Here is a 22,077-nt window from a genome sequence, read left to right as displayed (position 1 = left end):
TTCGTCCTACTCGTTGCGGGTTTTACGGGCCGGAAACAGGATCACGTCACGGATTGATGGCGCATTGGTCAGAAGCATGATCAGGCGGTCAACACCTATGCCAAGACCACCAGCCGGCGGCATGCCCTGATCGATGGCATCGAGAAACTCTTCATCAAGCTGCTTCTCTGTTTCACCGCGCGCGTGGGCCTGCTCCAGCTGCTCGACCATGCGCTTGCGCTGTTCTTCCGGGTCATTGAGCTCGGAAAACGCATTGCCCAGTTCCCAGGCGTTGCAATAGGTCTCGAACCGCTCCACCAGACGCGGCTCGCCGGGAACTTCCTTGGCGAAGGGCGAAATGTCCTTGGGGAAGTGAGTGACATGCGATGGCTGGATAAGTGTGGCTTCCACCTTTTCTTCAAAGATGAAGGCCAGGCATTCCCCCCAAGTCCAGTCATCCTCAATTTCGAAACCAGCTGCCTTTGCGGCAGCGCGGGCTTCCTCATCCGTATCGATGGCGCGGAAGTCGATGCCGGTTGCATCCTTGACCGCGTCTGGCATCGGGATCCGCTTGAACGGGCCCTTGAAGGAAAGCTCCTTGTCACCGTAGGTAATCTCGGTCGCGCCATGGATCGCCATGGCCAGCTTTTCAAACAGCCGTTCCACCAGACCCATGATGTCCTCATAGTCGGCATAGGCCCAATAGCATTCCAGCATGGTGAATTCGGGATTGTGCCGGGTCGACACGCCTTCATTGCGGAAGTTGCGGTTCACCTCGAACACCTTGTCGGTCAGTCCCGAGACCAGTGCGCGCTTGAGATACAATTCCGGCGCGATGCGCAGGTACATGTCGAGCTTGAGCGTGTTGTGGTGGGTCTTGAAGGGCTCAGCCGTAGCGCCGCCATAAACCGAATGCAGCATCGGAGTTTCGATTTCCATGAAACCCTCGTCTTCCATGAAGCGACGGATGCCGGAGACGATCTTCGAGCGCTGCTGGAAGCGAAGCTTTGAATCCTCGTTGGTCAGAATATCGAGGTGGCGCTTGCGGTAGCGCAATTCGATGTCCGAGACTCCGTGCCACTTTTCCGGCATCGGCAAAAGCGATTTGGTCAGCATGGTGATTTCGTGCGCATTGACCGTGAGTTCGCCGCGTTTGGTGCGGCGCACTTCGCCGGTCACCCCAATGATGTCGCCCATGTCGATCAACGGCAGAAGCGCGCGGGCCTCTTCGGGAGTGGTGTCCTTGTGGCTGAAGATCTGCACCTTGCCGGACGCGTCATGGATATCCATGAACATGCCTGAATTGCGTGACGAATAGACCCGTCCGGCAACAGTTATGATGTCGCCGGTCAGCGTATCAGGTTCAATGTCCGCGTATTTCTCCGCGAGTTCGTCATTGGTCATCGTGCGATGAAAATGCGCGGGATATACCTCGGCAACAGTCTCGCGCAGTTTCGCAAGCTTTTGGGCGCGTACTTCGGTGACGTCGGAGGATAGGCCGGGCTCAGGTGTCTTGTCGTTCATTGTTCTACCCGTTGTTTGCTTTGGCTGCTTCGACGCCGGCCTTGACCGCTGTTTCTGCCTGCTTCAGGCGCTGGCGCACGACAGACCGTCCGAGAATGGCCATGGAATCAAAAAGCGGCAAGGACCGCGAAGAACCGGAGACCGCAATGAAGAGCGGCGCCAGCATGTTGCGCAGCTTTATGTCGCTGCGCTCGGAAATGGCGCGCAGTTCCGACTCGATGTTCTCGACAGTCCATTCTAGGATGGTTTCGAGATCCGGCTGAACCGTTTGCAGGACCGTTAGAACGTCTTCAAGCGGGACTTTCTTGATATTGGCAAAGTCTGCTGCGGTCAGACGGAGATCGCCCTTGAGCAGAAAGCCTGCGAGGTCCGGTAGGTCCGAAAGCTTGGTGATGCGGGACTGGGAGAGTTTCATGCCTTCGCTGAAGCGGGCGTTTTCCTGCGCCCAATTCAGAACGCGGGTGACGAAGTCTTCCTCCGAAATCGCTTCGCGCAGCCAGCGGCCATTGAGCCAATCGAGCTTCTGAAGATCGAAGATCGCGCCAGCCTTGGAGAGGTTCTCCGGATCAAAATTGGCGACCAGTTGATCAATGGTCAACAACTCCTCGCCTTCGCCGATCTGGATGAAAAACAGGCCAAGGAAGTTCATCAGTGCTTCGGGAAGATAACCGAGCGCTGCGTAGTAGGAAATCGAAGTCGGGTTCTTGCGCTTCGACAGCTTCGATTTGTCAGCATTGCGCATCAGCGACAGATGCATGAACACCGGGGGCTCGAGCCCGAGATACTGATAGATCAGAATGTGCTTGGGCACCGAGGACAGCCATTCCTCGCCGCGCGCCACATGCGTGATCTTCATAAGATGGTCATCGACCACATTGGCCATGTGATAGGTAGGCATGCCATCTGCCTTGAGCAGAACCTGCATGTCGACGGCTTCCCAAGGAATATCGACCTCGCCATAGACGCCATCGACAAATTTGCAGGAGCCTTCCGACGGGATTTTCATCCGCACGACTGACGGCTCACCGGCTGCCATGCGAGTGGTCACTTCCTCGGCTTTCAGCGAGAGGCAATGGCCGTCATATTTGGGTGGCTTGCCGGCTGCGCGCTGGGCTGCGCGCATTTCGTCAAGCCGTTCGGGTGTGCAGAAGCAGCGGAAGCCGTGACCGTTTTCGACGATCTGGTCGACGTAGGGGCGATAGATGTCCTTGCGCTCGCTTTGGCGGTAAGGACCGTAGGGGCCGCCGATATCTGGGCCTTCAGACCAAGACAGGCCGCACCACTTCAGCGCATCGAGAACCTTCTGTTCAAACTCTGGTGTGGATCGAGCTGCATCGGTGTCTTCGATGCGCAGAATGAACTCGCCGCCGTTCTTTTTCGCAAACAGATAGTTGAACAGCGCGATATAGGCGGTTCCGACATGCGGTTCGCCAGTCGGAGACGGTGCGATGCGCACCCGCGTTGCAGTGTTGGCCATTTTGTGTTCGCCCGCTTTCAGGTCCGGTTGAATGATGCGCGCGGCGGCTTGTGCCGGCTGCTATCGCTGTCCGGTAACGCTGCAGCCAGGCATGGCGCGGCGGAGACCGGCAGGCGCTGCCTTAGGCCATATTGTGCCGGTTGCGTCAAGTATGACGGCTGCTGGCTCATCCGTCGGAGAATAGCCGGTTTGCTGAAAATTGGTGTCAGCTTCTTCCAGATTTTTGATTTACGTACCTCAAAAATTGATCTAGAAGGCGCGCAGGAGGAGAAAATGCGACCGACCGTACATGACATAGCGGCTGAAGCCGGGGTCAGTCTGGCCACCGTTGATCGGGTGCTCAACGCCCGCCCGGGTGTGCGGCAACAGACCGTCGACAAGGTTGCTGCTGCGGTGGAGCGGCTTGGCTATGTGCGCGACGTGTCGGCTGCCAATCTGGCCAAGGGGCGCGTTTATCCTCTGATGTTCGTCATTCCCGAGGGACCCAACAGTTTCATGCGCGGACTTGAAGCCGAGATCCGCGCCGCCAAGCAACGCTCGCCGGCCGAGCGCACATCAATCAGGATCGAAACTGTCCCGCCATTCGATGCGAAAGCCATCGTCAGAATTCTCGATGCTGTTGATCCGGCGGAGCTGAACGGAGTGGCTCTGGTTGCAACCGATACTGCAGAGGTTTCGGCTGCAGTTGACCGCCTCACGGACAAGGGGGTTCACGTAGCGACACTGGTGTCCGATCTGCCCGGTTCTCGGCGCATTCATTATTGCGGCATCGACAATCTGGCTGCGGGGCGCACTGCGGGCGGCCTGATCGGGCGGTTCTGCGGCGGGCGGACTGGCAAGGTTCTGGTCGTAGCGGGCTCGATGAAGCTGTCGGACCATATGGACCGTGCGTCAGGCTTTGCAGCTGTGCTGACCTCGGAGTTTCCGGGGCTGGACATCGTTGGGCCGGTTGAGACCAATGACGATGCAGACAAGGTGATGAAGTCGGTTGCGGCTGCACTTCAGGCTGATCCGGAAATCATCGCCATCTATAATCTCGGCGCGGGCACGCGCGGACTGATCGAGGCGCTGACGGGACTGGAGCTGCGAAAGCTGGCAGTCGTTGCCCATGAAGTGACTGAGCATTCGCGTCAGGCGCTGGCGGACGGCCTGTTCGATGCGGTGATCAATCAGGATTGCGGGCATGAGGTGCGCAGTGCGATCCGCGTGCTGAAAGCGCGCGCGGACGGATTGATCCCGCTGAGCGCACAGGAGCGCATCCGCATCGATATTTTTCTCAAGGACAATCTGCCGTGAGCGGAAGTCCTGAACCCATCCACCAAATTTCTGAAAGGATCTGCCGCCATGTATCTCGGACTTGATCTCGGAACCTCTTCGCTCAAGGCGCTGCTGATCGATAGCGATCAGCGGATTCTTGGATCCGCAAGCGCGCCACTTACCGTCGAGCGTCCGCATCCCGGATGGTCAGAGCAGGATCCTGACAGCTGGATTATGGCGACGCGGGTGGCCCTGGCGGAACTTGGCCAAACCCATGCCGCCGAACTGGGCAGGGTGCGCGGCATCGGACTGTCGGGTCACATGCATGGCGCAACGACGATCGACGGCAACGGCAAGGTGATCCGTCCCTGCATCCTGTGGAACGACACGCGGAGTTACAAGGAAGCGGCAGCGCTTGATGCCAACGCGCAGTTCCGGCTTCTGACCGGCAACATCGTGTTCCCCGGGTTCACCGCGCCGAAACTGAAATGGATGGCGGCCAACGAACCTGAAGCCTTTTCCCGCATCGCCAAGGTGCTGTTGCCGAAGGATTACCTGCGCCTTTGGCTGACAGGCGACGCCATTTCGGAAATGTCGGATTCCGCCGGAACGTCCTGGCTTGACGTGGGCAAGCGCGATTGGGACGGCGGGCTGCTCTCGGCCACCGGCCTTGACCGCAGCCAGATGCCTGCGCTGGTCGAAGGGACGGAACGGGGGGGAGCATTGCGCGCGGAGGTGGCCGCTGAGCTGGGTTTACCTTCAGGCATTCCGATTGCGGGCGGCGCTGGCGACAATTCGGCTTCGGCCTGCGGCATGGGAACGGTGGCCGATGGCCAGGCCTTTGCCTCGCTTGGAACGTCCGGCGTGCTGTTTGCTGCCAACAACAGATATCTGCCAAATCCGGACAGTGCAGTACATGCATTTTGCCACGCCTTGCCAGGGACCTGGCACCAGATGGGCGTGATCCTGTCGGCAACGGATTCGCTGAACTGGCTCTCGGGTATCACCTCCACCGACCCTTCGAAACTCACCTCTGAACTCGGCCAAAACGTGCTTGCACCCGGTTCGGTGGTTTTCCTGCCCTATCTTTCCGGCGAACGGACGCCGCACAATGACGCGGCCATTCGCGGCTCCTTCGCCGGGCTCGGTCATGAAGCCGACCGCACGGCCCTGACGCGTGCAGTGCTTGAAGGCGTGTGCTTCGCCTTCCGGGACAGTCTGGCTGCGTTGGCACAGGCGGGCACATCGCTGTCGCGCGTTACGGCAATCGGCGGCGGATCAAAATCGAGCTACTGGATTGAAGCGCTGGCGACCGTGCTTGGCCTGCCGGTGGACATTCCCGAAGGTGGTGATTTTGGCGCTGCGTTCGGTGCGGCCCGGCTCGGGCTGATAGCTGCGGAAAACGCTGATCCCTTTTCCATCTGCACGCCGCCGGCAACGGAACAAACCATTCACCCCAATCGCGATCTCTCTGCCGCCTTTGACGAGGCATACCTGAGGTATCGTGCCCTCTATCCTGCAATCAAAGGAGCCATGTCATGAGCACTGGATTTTTCGGAGACGTCACCAAGGTCAAGTATGAAGGTCCGGAGAGTACTAATCCGCTTGCCTTCCGCCACTACAATGCTGACGAAATGGTCATGGGTAAGCGCATGGAAGACCATCTGCGCTTCGCGGTCGCATACTGGCATTCCTTTGCCTGGGAGGGCGGCGACCCGTTCGGCGGCCGGACCTTCGATCGCCCCTGGTTTCCTGCCGACAGCATGAAGCTTGCCAAGTTGAAGGCAGATGTGGCCTTCGAAATGTTCTCCGCGCTCGGTTCGCCGTTCTACTGCTTCCACGATGCGGACGTGCGCCCGGAAGGCGCGAACTTCGCCGAGAACACCAAGAACCTGGAAGAGATCGTCGACTATTTCGGCGGCAAGCAGGAAGAGACTGGCGTCAAGCTGTTGTGGGGCACGGCCAACCTTTTCTCCAACCGGCGCTTCATGTCGGGTGCTGCCACCAACCCCGATCCGGACGTGTTTGCCTTTGCCGCTGCCACGGTGAAGACCTGTATCGACGCCACCCACAAGCTTGGTGGCGCGAACTACGTTTTGTGGGGTGGCCGCGAAGGCTACGAGACCCTGCTCAACACCGACCTGAAGCGCGAGGACAACCAGCTCGGCAGGTTCCTCAATCTGGTGGTCGAATATAAGCACAAGATCGGCTTCAAGGGCGCGATCCTGATCGAACCGAAGCCGCAGGAGCCGACCAAGCACCAGTACGACTATGACGTCGCCACGGTATACGGCTTCCTGAAGCGGCACGGCCTCGAAAATGAGGTGAAGGTCAATATCGAGCAGGGCCATGCCATTCTTGCCGGCCATTCCTTCGAGCATGAGCTGGAACTTGCCCAGGCTCTTGGCATCTTCGGTTCCATCGACATGAACCGTAACGACTATCAGTCCGGCTGGGACACCGACCAGTTCCCCAACAACGTTCCCGAAATGGCGATGGCTTACTACGCCATTCTGAAGGGCGGCGGGTTCTCCACTGGCGGCACCAATTTCGATGCAAAGCTGCGTCGCCAGTCGCTGGATGCGGAAGACCTGCTAAGCGCCCATATCGGCGGCATGGACACCTGCGCCCGGGCGCTGAAAGCCGCGGCGAAGATGGTCGAGGACGGCGTGCTGACGAGTTTCGTCGAGGAGCGTTATGCGGGATGGAATGGTGCGGAAGCGAAGAAGATGCTCGATGGCTCCCTTTCGCTTTCCGACATCACCGACTATGTCACCAAGAGCGACATCAATCCGCAGCCGCGATCCGGTCGCCAGGAATATCTTGAGAACGTCGTCAACCGCTATGTGTGACCACTGACTGTCAAGTGCGGCGGTTCATCGGGATGAACCGCCGCATTTTTGTGAACAGTGTTTTGTTTGCGTGCCGGCGCTCGGTCGCGTAGATCATGCTTCCAATCTGAAAGATCATCCCGAAAGGAAGTCTCGTCATGCAATTTGCCCGCCTGAACGGTGTCGTTATCCATCACCAGGTGATCGGCGCTGCGCCTGACAAGCCGACCATCGTCTTTGCCAATTCACTCGGCACCGATTACCGGATCTGGCGCGACGTGATTGTCCGGATGGTCGGGGATTTCAGCATCATTGCCTATGACAAGCGCGGGCATGGGCTGTCTGAGTCGGGTAGCGGCGACATCACCATGGATGATCATATCAATGATCTGGCGGCCCTGATCGAGCATTTCGAAGCCAAAAACGTCATTGTTTGCGGCCTGTCGGTCGGCGGCATGATCGCGCAAGGACTTGCCGCCAAACGGCCTGACCTGGTGCGGGCGTTGATCCTGTGTGACACCGGTCACAAGATAGGCACGCCGGAAATGTGGAATGCACGGATATCCGCCATCACCGAGCTTGGGATCGCCGGACTTTCCGACGCGATCCTGGAGCGCTGGTTCACCAAGGACTACCGCAGTGCCGACAATGCCGAGTTCACCGGCTACCGGATGATGCTCGAGCGGACGCCGGTGGAAGGCTATGTGGGAACCTGCGCTGCGATCCGTGACAGCGATTTCACCACACCAACTTCCGAGCTGAAAGTGCCGGTGATCTGTGTGGTTGGAACCGAAGACGGTTCGACACCGCCCGCGCTGGTGGGCGAACTGGCGCGGCTCATACCCGGCGCGATGTATCAGGAAATCCCGGGTGCCGCGCATCTGCCGTGCATCGAAAAGCCGATCGAACTGAGCGAAATAATCAAGGCGTTTATCGAGCGGCTTCCGACGAATTGAACCCTGGCCTTGATACAGCCCAAATCCAAAGGGACCTGCAATGACCTCTACATCTTCACCTCAGAACCTGGCGCGCCGCTTCCCTGAAGAGTTTCTCTTCGGTGTCGCCACCGCATCCTATCAGATTGAGGGGGCTGCCACTGCCGACGGACGGAAGCCATCGATCTGGGACGCGTTTTCTCACATGCCAGGGCGGGTCAAGGGCGGCGACACCGGCGATGACGCCTGCGATCATTACAACAGGCTTGAGGCCGATCTCGACCTTATGGCTGAACTGGGGGCAGAGGCATACCGGTTCTCCATCGCTTGGCCGCGAATTCTCCCCGATGGAACCGGTGCGATCAATGAAAAGGGCTTCGATTTCTATGATCGCTTGATCGACGGCCTGAAAGCCCGCGGCATCAAGGCGTTTGCAACGCTTTACCATTGGGATCTGCCATTGGCGTTGATGGGCCGGGGCGGATGGACGGATCGCGCGGCTGCGGATACTTTCGCCAACTATGCTGGGATTGTAACAAAGCGGCTTGGCGATCGCCTCGACACGATCGTCACGTTCAACGAGCCTTGGTGCTCGGTCTATATGGGTCACCTCATGGGTGTTCATGCGCCCGGTGAGCGGTCGATGGAAGCTGCCATGGCGGCTGCTCACGTAACCAATCTGGCGCATGGTCTGGGCGTGCAGGCGATAAGGGCTGAACGGCCCGAGATCCCTGTCGGCATTGTGCTCAATGCGATGAGCATCATGGCGGCTTCTGATGGCGATGCAGACCGCAAGGCGGCAGAGCGTGCTAATGATTTCCACAACGGGGTCTTTTTCGGCCCGCTGTTTGAAGGCGCTTATCCGCACTCCGTACTCGAGGGATGTCCGGATCTGGCGAGAAATATCAAAGCTGGCGATCTGGAAGTGATCAATCAGCCGCTCGATTTCTGGGGGCTGAACTACTACACGCCGATGCGTGTCAGCGATGATGCGTCAACGGCATTTCCGCATGTGGCCACAGCGCCGGCGGTCAATCCGGAGAAGACCGATATCGGCTGGGAGATAGAGCCCCGGGGCCTGTCGCATGTGGTCAAGGATCTCTATGGCCGATACACACTCCCGGACTTTTACATCACCGAGAATGGCGCTGCTGACAACACGGAAGTCGAGAACGGAGCCGTCAGCGACACGATGCGGCTTGATTATCTTGCAACCCATCTTTCGGTCGCTGCCGATCTGGTTGCCGCGAACTATCCGTTAAAGGGTTATTTCGCCTGGAGCCTGATGGATAATTTCGAATGGGCCGAAGGCTATTCGCAGCGGTTTGGCATCGTGCATGTCGATTACGCCACGCAAAAGCGCACGATCAAGCAATCGGGACACTGGTACCGCGATCTGATTGCAGCGCATAGCGGCGTCTGACGAACAGGATTTCGGTCAGGCAGCAACGGAACCAGGGTTGCTGCACGACGTTGTGAGGCTGACAACCAGCCGGAGCCGTCGCCATGGACCAGACCGTTATTCCTTTTGACTGGGCGCGCATGCTGCTTGGCGACCCGCCACCGTCGTTTCTTCTCGAAATCCTGTTTCGTACGGTGGTGATCTATATCTACACATTTGGCCTGATCCGCTGGATCGGTGGACGTAGCATCTCGCAGCTCTCGATGGTGGAGTTCCTGCTGGTGATCGCGCTCGGCTCGGCGGTCGGGGATTCGCTTTTCTACCCCGATGTGCCGCTGCTGCATGCCATGCTGGTGATCACCGTTATCGTTCTGATCAACAAGGGACTCGATTTCCTGATCCTGCGTTCGGACAAGGCGCAAACAGTGATCGACGGAGTTCCGAACTGGATCGTGCGGGAAGGCAGGCTCAATATTGATCAAACATCAGACCGGGGCATGGGCAAATCAGAAGTGCTGGCGCTGCTCAGGCTAGAAGGAATAGCCAATCTGGGAGAAGTGGAGAACGCTTTCCTGGAAGCCAATGGCGATCTCAGCGTGTTCCGCGCCAAAACCCCGATAGCGGGAATGCCGATCGTGCCGCCTCATGAGATTTGCCCAGTGCCGCAACTCGATCTGTCTTCTGGGGCTACGGAAGGCTCGTCGAGCCTGTGCTGCTTCGCCTGCGGTACTCTACGTATCTATCAAGAGACCATTTGCCGACATTGCGAGGGCAAGTTTTGGACGCCGGCCAAAACCTCAAACACAGGTTCGGACTGATCTCCACGCCAGAAACCGACGCCCATTCAGCGGACAACAAATCCATGGGCGAAGGGATCTTCCTCATCGTCTATGGTTATAGTGTTGAGACCTGTTTCTACAGCCCAGCCAGCGACTGACGGAATGATAGCGGGTTTGCCGGCCACTTCGGCAGAGGCCTCGACCCGCCCATGAAACAGCGAGCCGATGATGCTTTCATGGACAAAATCATCGCCTGGCTTGAGCTTGCCCTTGGCGGCCCATTGCGCCATGCGCGCCGATGTTCCTGTGCCGCAGGGTGAGCGGTCGATGGCCTTGTCGCCATAGAAAACGGCATTGCGCGCGTGAGCTTCGGGTCTGGTCGGCGCACCGGTCCAGAGGATGTGGCTCAATCCGCGGATATCTGGTTTTTCCGGATGGATGAATTCGTGCTCGCTGTTGATGCGTTCCCGCAGGGCCGGGCTCATACGGACCAGATCGGCTGCGGTGAAGTTCGCCATGTCGGCGAAGTTTTCCTGAGCATCGACGATGGCGTAGAAATTGCCACCATAGGCGACGTCGACCGTGATGTCGCCCAGGCCCTCGCACCAGGTCTTGATTCCGGTTGAATGCAGGAAGGCCGGCACGTTTGTCAGCCGCACTTCGGTGACCTTGCGGCCGGTCTGCTGATAGCGGGCGACGATACGTCCGGCAGGGGTGTCGATTGCCAGAACACCGGGTTCGCGCGGGCTGACCAGCCCGTTTTCGATAGCCATTGTCACAGTGCCGATGGTGCCGTGACCGCACATTGGCAGGCATCCCGACGTCTCGATGAACAGGAAGGCGATGTCGCAATCGTCCCGTGTCGGTGGATAGAGAATGGTTCCCGACATCATGTCGTGGCCCCGCGGTTCGAACATCAGGCCGGTGCGGATCCAGTCATACTCGGCAAGAAAATGGGCGCGGCGTTCGAGCATGGTTGCGCCATCAAGCTGCGGACCTCCGCCGGTGACGACGCGGACAGGATTGCCGCAGGTGTGGCCGTCGATACAGAAAAAACGATTGCGCGCCATGGCTTGCTCTTTGTTGGGTTTTCAGAAACGGTCCGGCCGGCAGGCCGCGATGTCAATACTCGGAGTCTTGTTGCTGACCAGGTCGGCGATCAGCCGTCCCATGGCTGCCGATTGGGTCAATCCCAGATGGCCATTGCCGAAGCCGAGCAGAATCGACGGGTCCTCGGGGAGGGCGCCGATCACCGGCAGGCTGTCGGGCAACGATGGCCGGAATCCCATCCACTCGACACCGCCGGTGGTTTTCAGTCCGGGGAGGAAGGTCGCCGCTTTCTCGAGCATGGATTTCGAGCGGGCATAATTCGGTGAAAGATCGAGCCCGCCGAGTTCGACCGCGCCACCAACCCGCACTCCGGTCGAAAGCGGCGTTATGACAAATCCATGATTGCCAAAGATCAGCTGCCGCTTGAGATCAAACGCGCCGACGGGAAGCGTCGTGTTGTAGCCACGTTCGGTTTCAAGCGGAATGCGCAGCCGGGTAACCCGATTTATAAGCCGCGTTGACCAGGCGCCGGCGCAAACGACAACGCGGTCGGCTTCTCGTGTTGTTCCATCCTCAAGCCGCACAGAGGGGCCATTTTCAGAGCGTTCAAGGTCGACAATTTCGGCCTTCTTGAAAATGGCACCGCTGCGTTCCGCGTGAGCCCAGAGCGCCAGTGCGAAATGCTGCGGCTCGGACACGGTTTTCCAGCCGGGTACAAAGGTGCCGGCGACAAAGCGTGGCGAAAGACCGGGTTGGAGCTCGGCCAGTCGGGCGCCGCGCACATGCTCGAAGGTGATGCCTGCCTGCTCGCGTTGCTGCCATCCGCCGGCGGTAGCGTTGAATTCGGCGTCGCTTTCGTAAAGCTCCAGCGATCCGTCATGGCGCACCATGCCGGAAATTCCGGCACGGTCGACCAGCGCCATCATCTCGGTTTCGGCAAGCCGCATGAGTGCTGTCTGGGTGCCGATGGAAGACTGGTGGCGCGCAGGCAGGCTGGCTTTCCAGAACTGCCAGAGCCAGGGCGCCAGCTTTGGCAGATAGGAGGGGCGGATCGACAACGGGCCGAGCGGGTCAAGCAGCCATTTAGGCGCCTTGAGTAGTATCTTGGGCGAGGCGAGCGGCATGATGTCGGAGAATGCCAGCGCTGCGGCATTTCCCTTGCTGGTTTCCTGCGCCAGGCCAGAGCGGTCGATCACGGTGACCGCATGACCGGCTTCTGCAAGCAGTGCTGCCGTCGCAATGCCGACGATCCCGCCGCCAACAATGATGATCTTGTGAGTGCTCATGCGTCTTCAGCGTCGCCGAGCGCAGCCGCGCGTTCGGCCAGCATTTGCTGCTGACGCATCCGGAACCGAGCCCGGTCCCCCTCGCTGCGGCTTTCATAGCAATGCGGACAGGAGACGCCGTCTTCATAAAGCGGCGACGCCTGCTCCTCCGGGGTGACAGGATTGCGGCAGGCGCGGCAGAGGATTTCATCGCTTTCGCGCAGGCCGTGGGTAACGGCGACGCGTTCATCGAAGACAAAGCAGGAGCCCTGCCAAAGGCTTTCCTCTTCAGGAACATTCTCCAGGTATTTCAGAATGCCACCCTTGAGATGGTAGACATTCTCATAGCCCTGGGCGCGCATGAAGGCGGTTGCCTTTTCGCAGCGAATGCCGCCTGTGCAGAACATTGCGACAGGCTTGGTCTTGTCTTCCAGCCCGGCCTTTTCGACCCAGCCCGGGAATTGCCGGAACGTGCTGGTCTCCGGATTTATCGCACCCTTGAAGGTGCCGATTCCCACTTCATAATCGTTGCGTGTATCGATCACGATCGTGTCTGGATCTGAAATCAGCTTGTTCCAATCTTTCGGATCGACATAGGCGCCAACGCCCTCAAGCGGATCAATGTCGGGAACGCCCATGGTGACGATCTCATTTTTCAAGCGCACTTTCATGCGCCGGAACGGCATTTTGTGTGCGCCGCTTTCCTTGTGTTCCAGCGCTTCAAGACCTGGAATAGCGCGTAGATGGGCCAGCACCGCATCTATTGCGGACCGCGAGCCGGCAATGGTCCCGTTGACGCCTTCGCGCGCCAGCAACAATGTGCCTTTGACGCCCTGTTCCGTGCACAGTTCAGCCAGAGGCGGCTGCAGCGCTTCATGCTCGGCAAGGCGTGCAAAATGGTAGAGCGCGGCGACAACCACCGGCTGGTTCGGAACAGGTGTTTTTGCAGGTGTCTTCATATCAGCGGGAATAGCGCGTTCGTGCACTTCAGGCAATCGGTCTGTGGTGCCCGCATGGGCCGGCAGCATGGACAATCCCCGGACGAAAGGCTATTCCGGTTCGCTCAACTTGATGACGCGAAAGGACAAGCGCCATGGGCGATAAAACCCAAGCCCTCATTTCAATTCTGAAATTGCAGCCGGTTGTGCCCGTGCTTGTCATCAAGGATCTGGCCCACGCAGTGCCACTGGCACGGGCATTGGTCGCGGGCGGTCTGAAGGCAATCGAAATCACGATGAGGACGCCGGTCGCGCTGCAGGCCATTCGCGCCGTGGCTGATGAGGTCGAGGGTGCTGTTCCGGGCGCCGGTACCGTCCTGAACGCAAAGCAGTATCACCAGGCGGTCGAGGCGGGATCGCAGTTTATCGTTTCGCCCGGCACCACGCTTGAGCTTCTGGATGTTGCGCGCAAATCGCCGGTGCCGATGCTGCCCGGTGCTGCAACGCCGAGCGAAGTGATGGCGCTGAGGGAAGAGGGCTACGAGGTGCTCAAGTTCTTCCCTGCCGAACAGGCGGGAGGTGCTGCCTACCTAAAGTCGCTGTCGTCACCACTGGCCGGAATGCTGTTTTGCCCGACCGGCGGTATTACGCCGGACAATGCGCGCGACTACCTGTCCCTGCCAAATGTGGTTTGTGTCGGCGGTTCGTGGGTTGCGCCCAACGCTCTGGTCGAAGCGGGAGATTGGGACGGGATCACACGTCTGGCCACAGAGGCTTCATGGTTGTCAGCCTAGTTTGCGTTCTCTTACAGCTGTTGTTGGGCCGTTGGTGTTCGAGCTGTTGAGCTTGATCATTTGGTCGCAGGCATCTGGTGTGGAAACCGTTTGAAAGCGGGTGCTTGCATTCCTATCTGAGATTGGAGGCGGCCGGACGGTGCCGCCACATTCAGAAAGACAAGGACCCATCGCGATGTTCGATCCCAAAGCCCTGCTTGACCAGTTTCTCGGCTCCAACGTGCCGGGCACTGAAGGTACCGTGCGGGACAAGGCCAAATCAGGCCACGCAGCTTGCCAAGCAAAATCCGCTTGCGACGGGTGCCATTGTCGCGGTGCTTCTGGGAACAGGCACAGGACGTGCGATCGGTGGATCGGCGTTGAAACTGGGTGGAATGGCGGCCATTGCAGGCCTTGGCTACCAGGCCTGGAAGAACTATCAGGCAGGCAAGGCCCCGGGCGACGGCGAGCCCGCCCCGCAGCCTGATATGCTGGCGCCTCCTTCGGATTCTGATTTCTCGGCTGCACCTGCAGCGGTAAACGGCGATTTCGCGCTGTCACTCATCAGGATCATGATTGCCGCCGCACGCGCTGACGGTCATGTGGATGATGCAGAGCGTGCGCGCATCCACGACAAGCTGGCCTTGTCGGGTCTGGGTAAGGAAGCCATCACCTTCCTTGACGAAGAACTGTCCAAACCGGTCGATATGGACGGGATCATTGCGACTGCCTCAAGTGAGGCGCAAAAAGTCGAAATGTTCACTGCAGCCCGCCTTGCCATCGAACCCGATAGCCGCGCCGAGCGTGGTTTTCTTGATCTGCTTGCGGGACGCCTCGGGCTTCCAGATCCTTTGGTTGACCACATCGAAGCAACAGTTGCGGCTGCGAAGGTCTGAACCTAAAGTCTGGCGATGCAATCGCGCGCCGCCATCGAGAAACAATTTCGCCTGACCAGAGTTGGTTTGTTTGTTGTATGGGCGATCCTGACGGCGATTGCCGTTGCGTGGTCAGTCAGCTCCGCCAAACAGCGTGCGCTTTCCGATGTCATGCAGAAAGCCGGCGAAACGCTGTCGGTGCAGACGGAGATCCTGTCCGGGGTTCTCGATAAATACCGCTTGCTACCCCCGCTCTTGTCACAACAGTCATCCATCCGGGCGCTCTTCGTGCGTGATGCCGAGGGAAATGCACAGACCATTGATGCACGCCGTGCGGCAGAGGCAATAAGCGGCATGTCGGCGGCCAGAGATGTGGCGTTTGTCTTTCCAGACGGGGAGATTCTGGCAAACGCACGGGAGTCTTTCGTCGAGCGCGACGAAGGATTGCCGGAGCTGATCAGGGTCGCCGAGCAAGGGCGGCTTGGGCGGGCAGCATTGTCAAACAGCCGGGGCGAGCGGACCTATGCCTTTTCGTCCGGGGTACGCCGTGAAGGTAAATTCGTTGGGGTCGTCATCGTTTATGTTGATTTCTACCGTGTCGAGGCTGCCTGGGCGTTGTCGGCGCGCCGCATATTCGTGACCGATCAAGCTGGTACCGTGTTTCTCGCCAACGATGCGGACTGGCGACTTAAGCCAATCTCCCAATTGCGTCAGACCGGCGGGGTGGGCCGTTATCTGATCGATGGTCGCTTCGAAGACAGGCTCGACCTTGTACGGCGCTTGCCTGTGCTTGAATGGGATCTGCATGTGCTGGCTGATCCGGCTCCGGTTGCTGCGGCGCGGCTCAGTGCTGCATCGATTGCAACGCTTGTTGGCCTGCTTGTGGGCATGATTGCTCTGGTCGTGCTCCGCCGCAACGAAGAGGCAATCATCAAGGCCCGCACCGACCGGGCCATAGCACTCCGCCTCGAACGGGTTGTGAGGGACCGGACGCGGGCGCTGTCGATCACCAACCAGTCACTCAGCCAGGAAGTCGAGGTTCGCCGCGAAGCCGAAGAGCGGTTGCGCAAGACGCAGGACGAATTGGTTCAAACCGCCAAGCTTGCCGCGCTTGGGCAGATGTCGACCGCGTTAAGCCACGAGTATAATCAACCGTTGGCGGCGATCCGGTCTTATGCGGACAATGCACTTCGGTTCCTCGAACGGGGCGCAATACCCGAAGTATCGGGGAATCTGTCGCGCATAAACGGGTTGGTTGAACGGATGGCAGAGCTGTCGAGGACCTTGCTGTCGTTCTCGCGCAAACCCGGGGCCACTATCGGGCCGGTGCCGCTTGGCACGATTGTCGACGAGGCGCTGCTGTTGGCGCGGCCTCGGGCGCGTGCCGCGGGTGTTGCCACTATTGCGGTGGGCGAGGGGGTGTCTGGCCTGTATGTCGTGGGTGGCCGGATCAGGCTGGGGCAGGTATTTGTCAACCTGATCAACAATGCTATCGATGCATTGTCCGGACAGAGCGATGCAGTGGTTGAAATCGATGCGAGGCGGGAAGGCGAGCGCATTGTCGTCACCGTCATCGACAATGGTCCGGGGATAGAGCCCGACCAACTGCCAAAAGTGTTCGAGCCGTTTTTCACCACCAAGGAGGTCGGTGAAGGGATCGGCATTGGTCTCTCCATCGTTGACAATATCATTCGCGATTTTGGCGGCACCATCATGGTCACAAACAGGCCGGAGGGCGGCGCTTGCTTTACGATCAATTTGCGGGCTGCTGATCCCGAGAATGGTGTGGCCGATGGTGAATCGATCCTGACTTCCAGTCGTGCAGTCGTATGATGCTGGACAAGATGGGGGCTTCATGATTTCAGGCTTTTCATCGAAGCCAAAGAGAGGAGCCTGCTTTTGGAAGACAGTTCCGTGCTGAAGCCACAGGACAGGATCGTTCATCTGGTTGATGATGACGCCGATCTGCGGCACGCGCTCAAACAATCGCTGGAGCTTGAAGGGCTGAGTGTGACTTGCCACAGCAGCGCGGAAGATGTCGGTGATTTGCCGCTTCGCAGTCTCTATGGTGTTGTTGTGTCCGACATCCGGATGCCGGGTATGGATGGTTTCGCGCTCATGCGCCAGATTCTGGGGATCGATCCAACCATGCCCGTGGTGCTTATCACCGGGCACGGCGACGTGCAGATGGCGGTGGAGGCGATGCGGGCTGGCGCTTACGATTTCATCGAGAAACCATTTGCCGCCAACCGCTTGTTCTCAGTGGTCGAGCGCGCGCTTGAGAAGCGCCGGCTTGTGCTGGAAAACAGGTCTTTGCGAACCGCGCTGGAAGGCAGTGACGACCTCTCGTCGCGGCTTGTTGGCCGCAACCCAGGAATTCAGCGTTTACGTGCCCAGATCTCCGCCGTTGCCGACACGGATGCGGACGTTCTGATCACCGGTGAAACGGGAACGGGCAAGGAAGTTGTTGCCAGGGCACTTCATGATTTCGGACCGCGGAGCAAAGGCAATTTTGTTGCCATCAATTGTGCGGCCTTGCCGGCTGATATTTTCGAATCCGAGCTTTTCGGTCATGAAGCTGGCGCTTTCACTGGGGCGCAGAAACTACGGATCGGCAAACTGGAACACGCCAATGGTGGCACCGTGTTCCTTGACGAGATTGAATCTATGCCGCTCGATCTGCAGGCCAAGCTGCTGCGTGCCATCGAGGAGCGTTCGATAGAGCGGCTTGGATCGAACAGGCAGGTGGCGCTTGACGTGCGCTTCGTGGCGGCGACCAAGGCTGATTTGAACAACAATCCAGCGGTCCGAACGGACCTGTATTATCGTCTCAATGTGATCACTTTGGAAATCCCGGCCCTCAGGGCGCGCAGGGACGATATTCCGCTGCTGTTCTTTCATCTGGCGCGTGAAGCTCGTGCACGCTATCGCCGAGAGATTCCTGACGTGACGCCACAGATCGAAGCAGGGCTACTGGCGCACGACTGGCCGGGCAATGTGCGCGAATTGCGAAACGTCGCCGACCGATTTGTGCTGGGCATGTGGGCGGGCTTCGGATCGGAATCGGACGTCGGGCTAGAGACAGGCAATCTGTCGGAGCGGGTGGACGCCTTTGAACGGGCAGTGATAGTGGCGGAGATCAAGCGCAATGGTGGCGCGCTGAAACCGACCTATGAGCGGCTCGGCGTCTCGCGCAAGGGATTGTATGAAAAGATGCGAAGACTGGGGGTTTCCTCCAACGAGGATGAGTCTGGGTCGTAGATTGCCCATCGGCGCGGTCTGATGGGTCATTTGATGCCCGCCTTGTTGCCTAATCAGCCTCAGTTTTTTCTCGCACCCTCGTTCTCGAGAGTTTTTCAGCCGATTTCGCCATTTTGCTCCGCCTTTGCCAAGTTGGCACGGGGATTGCAAAGCTTTTCAGTCGAACGCGATGGACGGGAGGACATCGCAGGGAGGATGCCGGGTTATTGGCCCGGCCTTTCTAAGTGTCCTCCGGTCTCCGCTTCGATTGACAAGTTCCGGGCATATTGCCCCAGTGGAGGATACCTCATGAAAAAGCTTCTTCTCGGCGCCGTTTCCGCCGCCGCTCTTCTTTTCACCGCAAATGCTGCTTCGGCCAATTGCGACGATGGCGAGATGGTCATCAAGTTCAGCCATGTGGTGGCTGCGACCGGTCACCCCAAGGGTGACGCCGCAACGATGTTGGCCGAAAGGGTCAACTCGGAAATGAACGGCAAGGCCTGCATGGAAGTGTTTGCCAACTCGACCCTGTTCGATGACGACAAGGTTCTTGAAGCCCTGCTTCTCGGCGACGTTCAGCTTGCTGCACCTTCGCTTTCGAAGTTTGAAGCCTACACGCTGAAGTATCGTCTGTTCGATCTGCCGTTCCTTTTTGCGAGCCTCAAGGCCGTTGACAGCTTCGTGCAGTCGGATTCCGGCAAAGGCCTGCTGACCGTGATGGAAGATGTCGGTTACACCGGGCTCGGGTACTGGTCGTCGGGCCTCAAGCAGTTTTCGGCCAACAAGCCGCTTCTGCTGCCAACTGACGCCAATGGCCTGAAGTTCCGGGTTCAGACTTCGGACGTTGCCGTTGCGATGATCGAAGCAATGGGCGGTTCGGCTCAGAAGCTTGCGTTCAAGGAAGTCTATGGCGCGCTTCAGACCGGCGTTGTTGACGGTCAGGAAAACTCTTGGTCGAACACCTACACCCAGAAGTTCTTCGAAGTGCAGGATGGCGTCACTGAAACCAACCATCAGCTGCTGGCCTACCTGCTGGTCACATCAACGGAATGGCTCAACAGCCTTGAGCCCGAGTTCCGCGACCAGTTCATCAAGATCGTTGATGAAGTGACAATCGAAGCCAACGCTTCGGTCGCTGCAACGGAAGCCAAGAACCGCCAGAACATTCTCGATGCCGGTGGTACAATCCGCGAACTTACTCCTGAACAGCGCCAGGCATGGGTCGACGCCATGAAGCCGGTCTGGTCCAAGTTTGAAGGCGATATCGGTACTGATCTGATCGAAGCTGCGGTTGCTTCAAACAGCGCAAGCTAAGCCGTTTGTTTTGCAAAGTGGGTCCGGGGGGTATCTCCCGGACCCATGCATTTAATTGCTGGCGGGCAGCAGGCAATCGGGGGACGCCATGAACACTTACTTGCCTTATCTCATCATGGGCGCGGTGATCGCGCTGTTCTGGCTTGCGGAGCGCCGCAACCCGGCCTCGGTGACGCGGTTTGAGGAGAATGTGCTCGCTGTCATTTTGGCGCTGATCACGCTCGTCTCTTTTGCGCAGGTTGTCGCCCGCTATGGCTTCAACAGCGGCTGGACGGGTGCGCTGGAGCTCACGCGTATTCTTTTTGCCTGGATGATCCTTTTCGGCATGAGCTACGGTCTCAAGCAGGGCATGCATCTGGGCGTTGATGCGCTTTTGCGCCTTTTCCCCAAGCCGGTGTTTCGCTTCTTCGCAATCTTTGGTGCTCTCTGCGCTTTTCTCTATGCGGCGATCCTGATCAACTCGGCCTGGCTTGGCATCTTCGGTGCTGACACCAATGGCGGCGCAATGGTCTACTGGTCGAAAATGTATCAGATCGGTATCGGGCTTGATGATCTGCGCTATCCGGAATGGATGCAGGATACTTTCGGATTGAAGGAACGCGTGCAGCGCTGGATTGCCTACCTCATCCTCCCCATAGGACTGGGGCTGTTCGGCTTTCGTGCGCTGCAGGCGATGGTCGCGATCTGGTGCGGCGATCGGGAATTGATCATTGCCGGACATGAGGCGGAAGACCTCGTTGCCGAAAACCGCAACGTGTTGAAGGACTGATCCGTCATGGAAACCGCAATCCTGTTTGTGCTCGTTCTCGGGCTGTTGTTTGTAGGCGTGCCGGTGGCAGTGTCGCTCGGGCTTTCGTCGATCATCCTGATCGCGTTCTTCTCGACAGATTCGATGTCGTCAGTCGCCATCCAGCTGTTCACGGCTGCGCAGAACTACACATTGCTGGCGATCCCGTTCTTTGTGCTGGCGTCCGCCTTCATGTCGACCGGCGGCGTCGCCAAGCGCATCATTCGCTTTGCCATTGCAACGGTGGGCCATTTCCGCGGCGGTCTTGCCATGGCGAGTGTTCTCGCCTGCATGCTGTTTGCGGCCTTGTCGGGCTCATCGCCCGCCACTGTGGTCGCCATTGGTACCATCGCCATCGCCGGTATGCGACAGGTGGGCTACTCCAAGGAGTTCGCAGCCGGCATCATCGCCAACGCCGGCACGCTGGGCATTCTCATTCCCCCCTCCATCGTCATGGTGGTCTATGCGGCGGCAACCGACGTCTCCGTCGGCCGGATGTTCCTGGCGGGCGTGATCCCCGGGATAGTCGCCGGCCTCATGCTGATGATCGCGATTTACATCGTCGCGCGGGTCAAGGGGCTTCCGTCTGAACCCTGGCGCGGATTTGGCGAGATCGTCGCCGGCGGCAAGGATGCCGGCTGGGGCCTGTTCCTGATCATCATCATCATCGGTGGCATCTATGGCGGGGTCTTCACGCCGACCGAAGCTGCTGCCGTTGCCGCGATCTATTCCTTCTTCATCGCAATCTTCATCTATCGCGATATGGGGCCGATGGCGGGTATCGCCTGGATAAACGACACGGATTCCCGCAGCGCCCGCGCCGGGTTTTCAGGCGTGGTCTATGCGGTTGCTTTCTATTTCGTCTGGATGATTCTGTCTTTCTTCGCCACGAACGATTCAGAAACGATCACCTTTGCCGGCCGGTCAAATCTTGGTCTCGTCATCTCGCTTGTCATCCTGGTGGCTTACACTGCCTGGCGTGGTGACAAGGGGCTTACCGGCGTGCCAGGTGCGCTGCTGGCAGGGCTACCGGTCTGGGGTCGAAATCTCTCGCTGATGGGCCGCAACTTCGGTAGGGCGTTTTTCAACGAAGATACCCGCAAGGTGATGGTGGATGCGTCGAAGACGACCATCATGCTGATGTTCATCATCGTCAACGCGTTGCTGTTTGCCCATGTGCTGACGTCCGAGCGGATCCCCGACGCAATCACCGAGCTGATGCTGGGCTACGGTTTCACATGGTTCACCTTCCTGATTGCGGTCAACATCCTGCTGCTGATCGGCGGTCAGTTCATGGAACCCTCGGGTCTCCTCTTGATCGTGGCACCGGTGGTGTTCCCGATCGCCATGGAGCTTGGCGTCGATCCTGTTCATCTGGGCATCATCATGGTGGTCAACATGGAGATCGGCATGATCACCCCGCCAATCGGGCTCAATCTGTTCGTCACTTCCGGGATTACGGGGATGAGCCTGGTCCAGGTGGTGCGCGCGGCGATGCCGTTTGTTGCGGTGCTGTTCCTGTTCCTGATCCTCGTGACCTATGTGCCTGCCTTGTCGACCTGGTTACCCTACAGCCTGATGGGGCCGGAAATCGTCACCAGATAGGTATTTGGGTGCCTTAGAACACTAAACCCAAATTCAAACTGAACGG

At 58.7% G+C, this 22,077-nt stretch carries 17 protein-coding genes and 1 pseudogene; 13 read left to right on the top strand and 5 right to left on the bottom strand.

Annotated elements, in window-relative coordinates:
• Positions 1 to 6 precede the first annotated feature (6 nt).
• Together lysS and gltX are read right to left on the bottom strand one after the other, a co-directional pair.
• Positions 7 to 1,503, bottom strand: coding sequence for a lysine--tRNA ligase (gene lysS / locus WNZ14_RS00330; protein ID WP_342866628.1), 1,497 nt, complete (start codon positions 1,501 to 1,503; stop codon positions 7 to 9).
• 4 nt (positions 1,504 to 1,507) lie between these two features.
• Positions 1,508 to 2,980: a glutamate--tRNA ligase gene (gene gltX / locus WNZ14_RS00325; protein WP_342866627.1), complete on the bottom strand. Its 1,473-nt coding sequence runs from the start codon at positions 2,978 to 2,980 to the stop codon at positions 1,508 to 1,510.
• 273 nt (positions 2,981 to 3,253) lie between these two features.
• Between gltX and WNZ14_RS00320 the strand changes: the two genes are divergently transcribed.
• From WNZ14_RS00320 to WNZ14_RS00295, 6 genes are all read left to right on the top strand, one after another.
• Positions 3,254 to 4,276, top strand: a complete 1,023-nt coding sequence (locus tag WNZ14_RS00320) for a LacI family DNA-binding transcriptional regulator (protein ID WP_342866626.1) — start codon at positions 3,254 to 3,256, stop codon at positions 4,274 to 4,276.
• Positions 4,277 to 4,324: 48 nt separating this feature from the next.
• On the top strand, positions 4,325 to 5,779 hold the full coding sequence (gene xylB, locus WNZ14_RS00315) for a xylulokinase (RefSeq protein WP_342866625.1): 1,455 nt from the start codon (positions 4,325 to 4,327) through the stop codon (positions 5,777 to 5,779).
• On the top strand, positions 5,776 to 7,089 hold the full coding sequence (xylA, locus tag WNZ14_RS00310) for a xylose isomerase (protein WP_342866624.1): 1,314 nt from the start codon (positions 5,776 to 5,778) through the stop codon (positions 7,087 to 7,089). The genes xylB and xylA overlap by 4 nt, the downstream gene beginning before the upstream one ends.
• 137 nt (positions 7,090 to 7,226) lie before the next feature.
• Positions 7,227 to 8,024, top strand: a complete 798-nt coding sequence (gene pcaD / locus WNZ14_RS00305) for a 3-oxoadipate enol-lactonase (RefSeq protein ID WP_342866623.1) — start codon at positions 7,227 to 7,229, stop codon at positions 8,022 to 8,024.
• Between the two features lie 40 nt (positions 8,025 to 8,064).
• On the top strand, positions 8,065 to 9,426 hold the full coding sequence (locus WNZ14_RS00300) for a GH1 family beta-glucosidase (protein WP_342866622.1): 1,362 nt from the start codon (positions 8,065 to 8,067) through the stop codon (positions 9,424 to 9,426).
• An 83-nt stretch (positions 9,427 to 9,509) separates the two neighbouring features.
• A complete protein-coding gene (locus WNZ14_RS00295; protein WP_342866621.1) occupies positions 9,510 to 10,223 on the top strand; it encodes a YetF domain-containing protein in 714 nt (237 codons plus the stop codon).
• A gap of 26 nt (positions 10,224 to 10,249) precedes the next feature.
• On the opposite strand, the gene WNZ14_RS00290 is transcribed toward WNZ14_RS00295, so the two are convergent.
• The 3 genes from WNZ14_RS00290 to WNZ14_RS00280 are packed head-to-tail and all read right to left on the bottom strand — an operon-like array spanning position 10,250 to position 13,458.
• Positions 10,250 to 11,254 (bottom strand): 4-hydroxyproline epimerase, encoded by a 1,005-nt coding sequence (locus WNZ14_RS00290; RefSeq protein ID WP_342866620.1) that lies wholly within the window; start codon positions 11,252 to 11,254, stop codon positions 10,250 to 10,252.
• Positions 11,255 to 11,275: 21 nt separating this feature from the next.
• Positions 11,276 to 12,520, bottom strand: a complete 1,245-nt coding sequence (locus tag WNZ14_RS00285; protein WP_342866619.1) for an FAD-dependent oxidoreductase — start codon at positions 12,518 to 12,520, stop codon at positions 11,276 to 11,278.
• On the bottom strand, positions 12,517 to 13,458 hold the full coding sequence (locus WNZ14_RS00280) for a rhodanese-related sulfurtransferase (RefSeq protein WP_342868469.1): 942 nt from the start codon (positions 13,456 to 13,458) through the stop codon (positions 12,517 to 12,519). The genes WNZ14_RS00285 and WNZ14_RS00280 overlap by 4 nt, the downstream gene beginning before the upstream one ends.
• Before the next feature lie 134 nt (positions 13,459 to 13,592).
• Here WNZ14_RS00280 and WNZ14_RS00275 point away from each other — a divergent pair, with 134 nt between their 5' ends.
• The 7 genes and pseudogenes from WNZ14_RS00275 to WNZ14_RS00245 all read left to right on the top strand — a co-directional run bounded on the left by WNZ14_RS00275 (position 13,593) and on the right by WNZ14_RS00245 (position 22,031).
• Positions 13,593 to 14,231 (top strand): 2-dehydro-3-deoxy-phosphogluconate aldolase, encoded by a 639-nt coding sequence (locus tag WNZ14_RS00275; RefSeq protein WP_342866618.1) that lies wholly within the window; start codon positions 13,593 to 13,595, stop codon positions 14,229 to 14,231.
• 175 nt (positions 14,232 to 14,406) lie between these two features.
• Positions 14,407 to 15,106: pseudogene (locus tag WNZ14_RS00270) on the top strand (tellurite resistance TerB family protein).
• Positions 15,107 to 15,172: 66 nt separating this feature from the next.
• Positions 15,173 to 16,918, top strand: coding sequence for an ATP-binding protein (locus tag WNZ14_RS00265; protein WP_342866617.1), 1,746 nt, complete (start codon positions 15,173 to 15,175; stop codon positions 16,916 to 16,918).
• Positions 16,919 to 16,984: 66 nt separating this feature from the next.
• Positions 16,985 to 18,346 (top strand): sigma-54 dependent transcriptional regulator, encoded by a 1,362-nt coding sequence (locus tag WNZ14_RS00260; protein ID WP_342866616.1) that lies wholly within the window; start codon positions 16,985 to 16,987, stop codon positions 18,344 to 18,346.
• A gap of 288 nt (positions 18,347 to 18,634) precedes the next feature.
• Positions 18,635 to 19,639 carry a DctP family TRAP transporter solute-binding subunit gene (locus WNZ14_RS00255; RefSeq protein ID WP_342866615.1) on the top strand — a complete coding sequence of 335 codons (1,005 nt, stop codon included), beginning with the start codon at positions 18,635 to 18,637 and terminating at the stop codon, positions 19,637 to 19,639.
• 88 nt (positions 19,640 to 19,727) lie between these two features.
• Positions 19,728 to 20,408, top strand: coding sequence for a TRAP transporter small permease (locus tag WNZ14_RS00250; protein ID WP_342866614.1), 681 nt, complete (start codon positions 19,728 to 19,730; stop codon positions 20,406 to 20,408).
• Positions 20,409 to 20,414: 6 nt separating this feature from the next.
• Positions 20,415 to 22,031, top strand: coding sequence for a TRAP transporter large permease (locus WNZ14_RS00245; protein ID WP_342866613.1), 1,617 nt, complete (start codon positions 20,415 to 20,417; stop codon positions 22,029 to 22,031).
• Positions 22,032 to 22,077: the final 46 nt, after the last annotated feature.

The sequence above is a fragment of the Hoeflea sp. AS60 genome, assembly GCF_038900115.1.
GTDB lineage: Bacteria > Pseudomonadota > Alphaproteobacteria > Rhizobiales > Rhizobiaceae > Hoeflea.
Note: the sequence above shows the minus strand (reverse complement) of the source record. Positions and strands in the feature narration are given on the sequence as shown.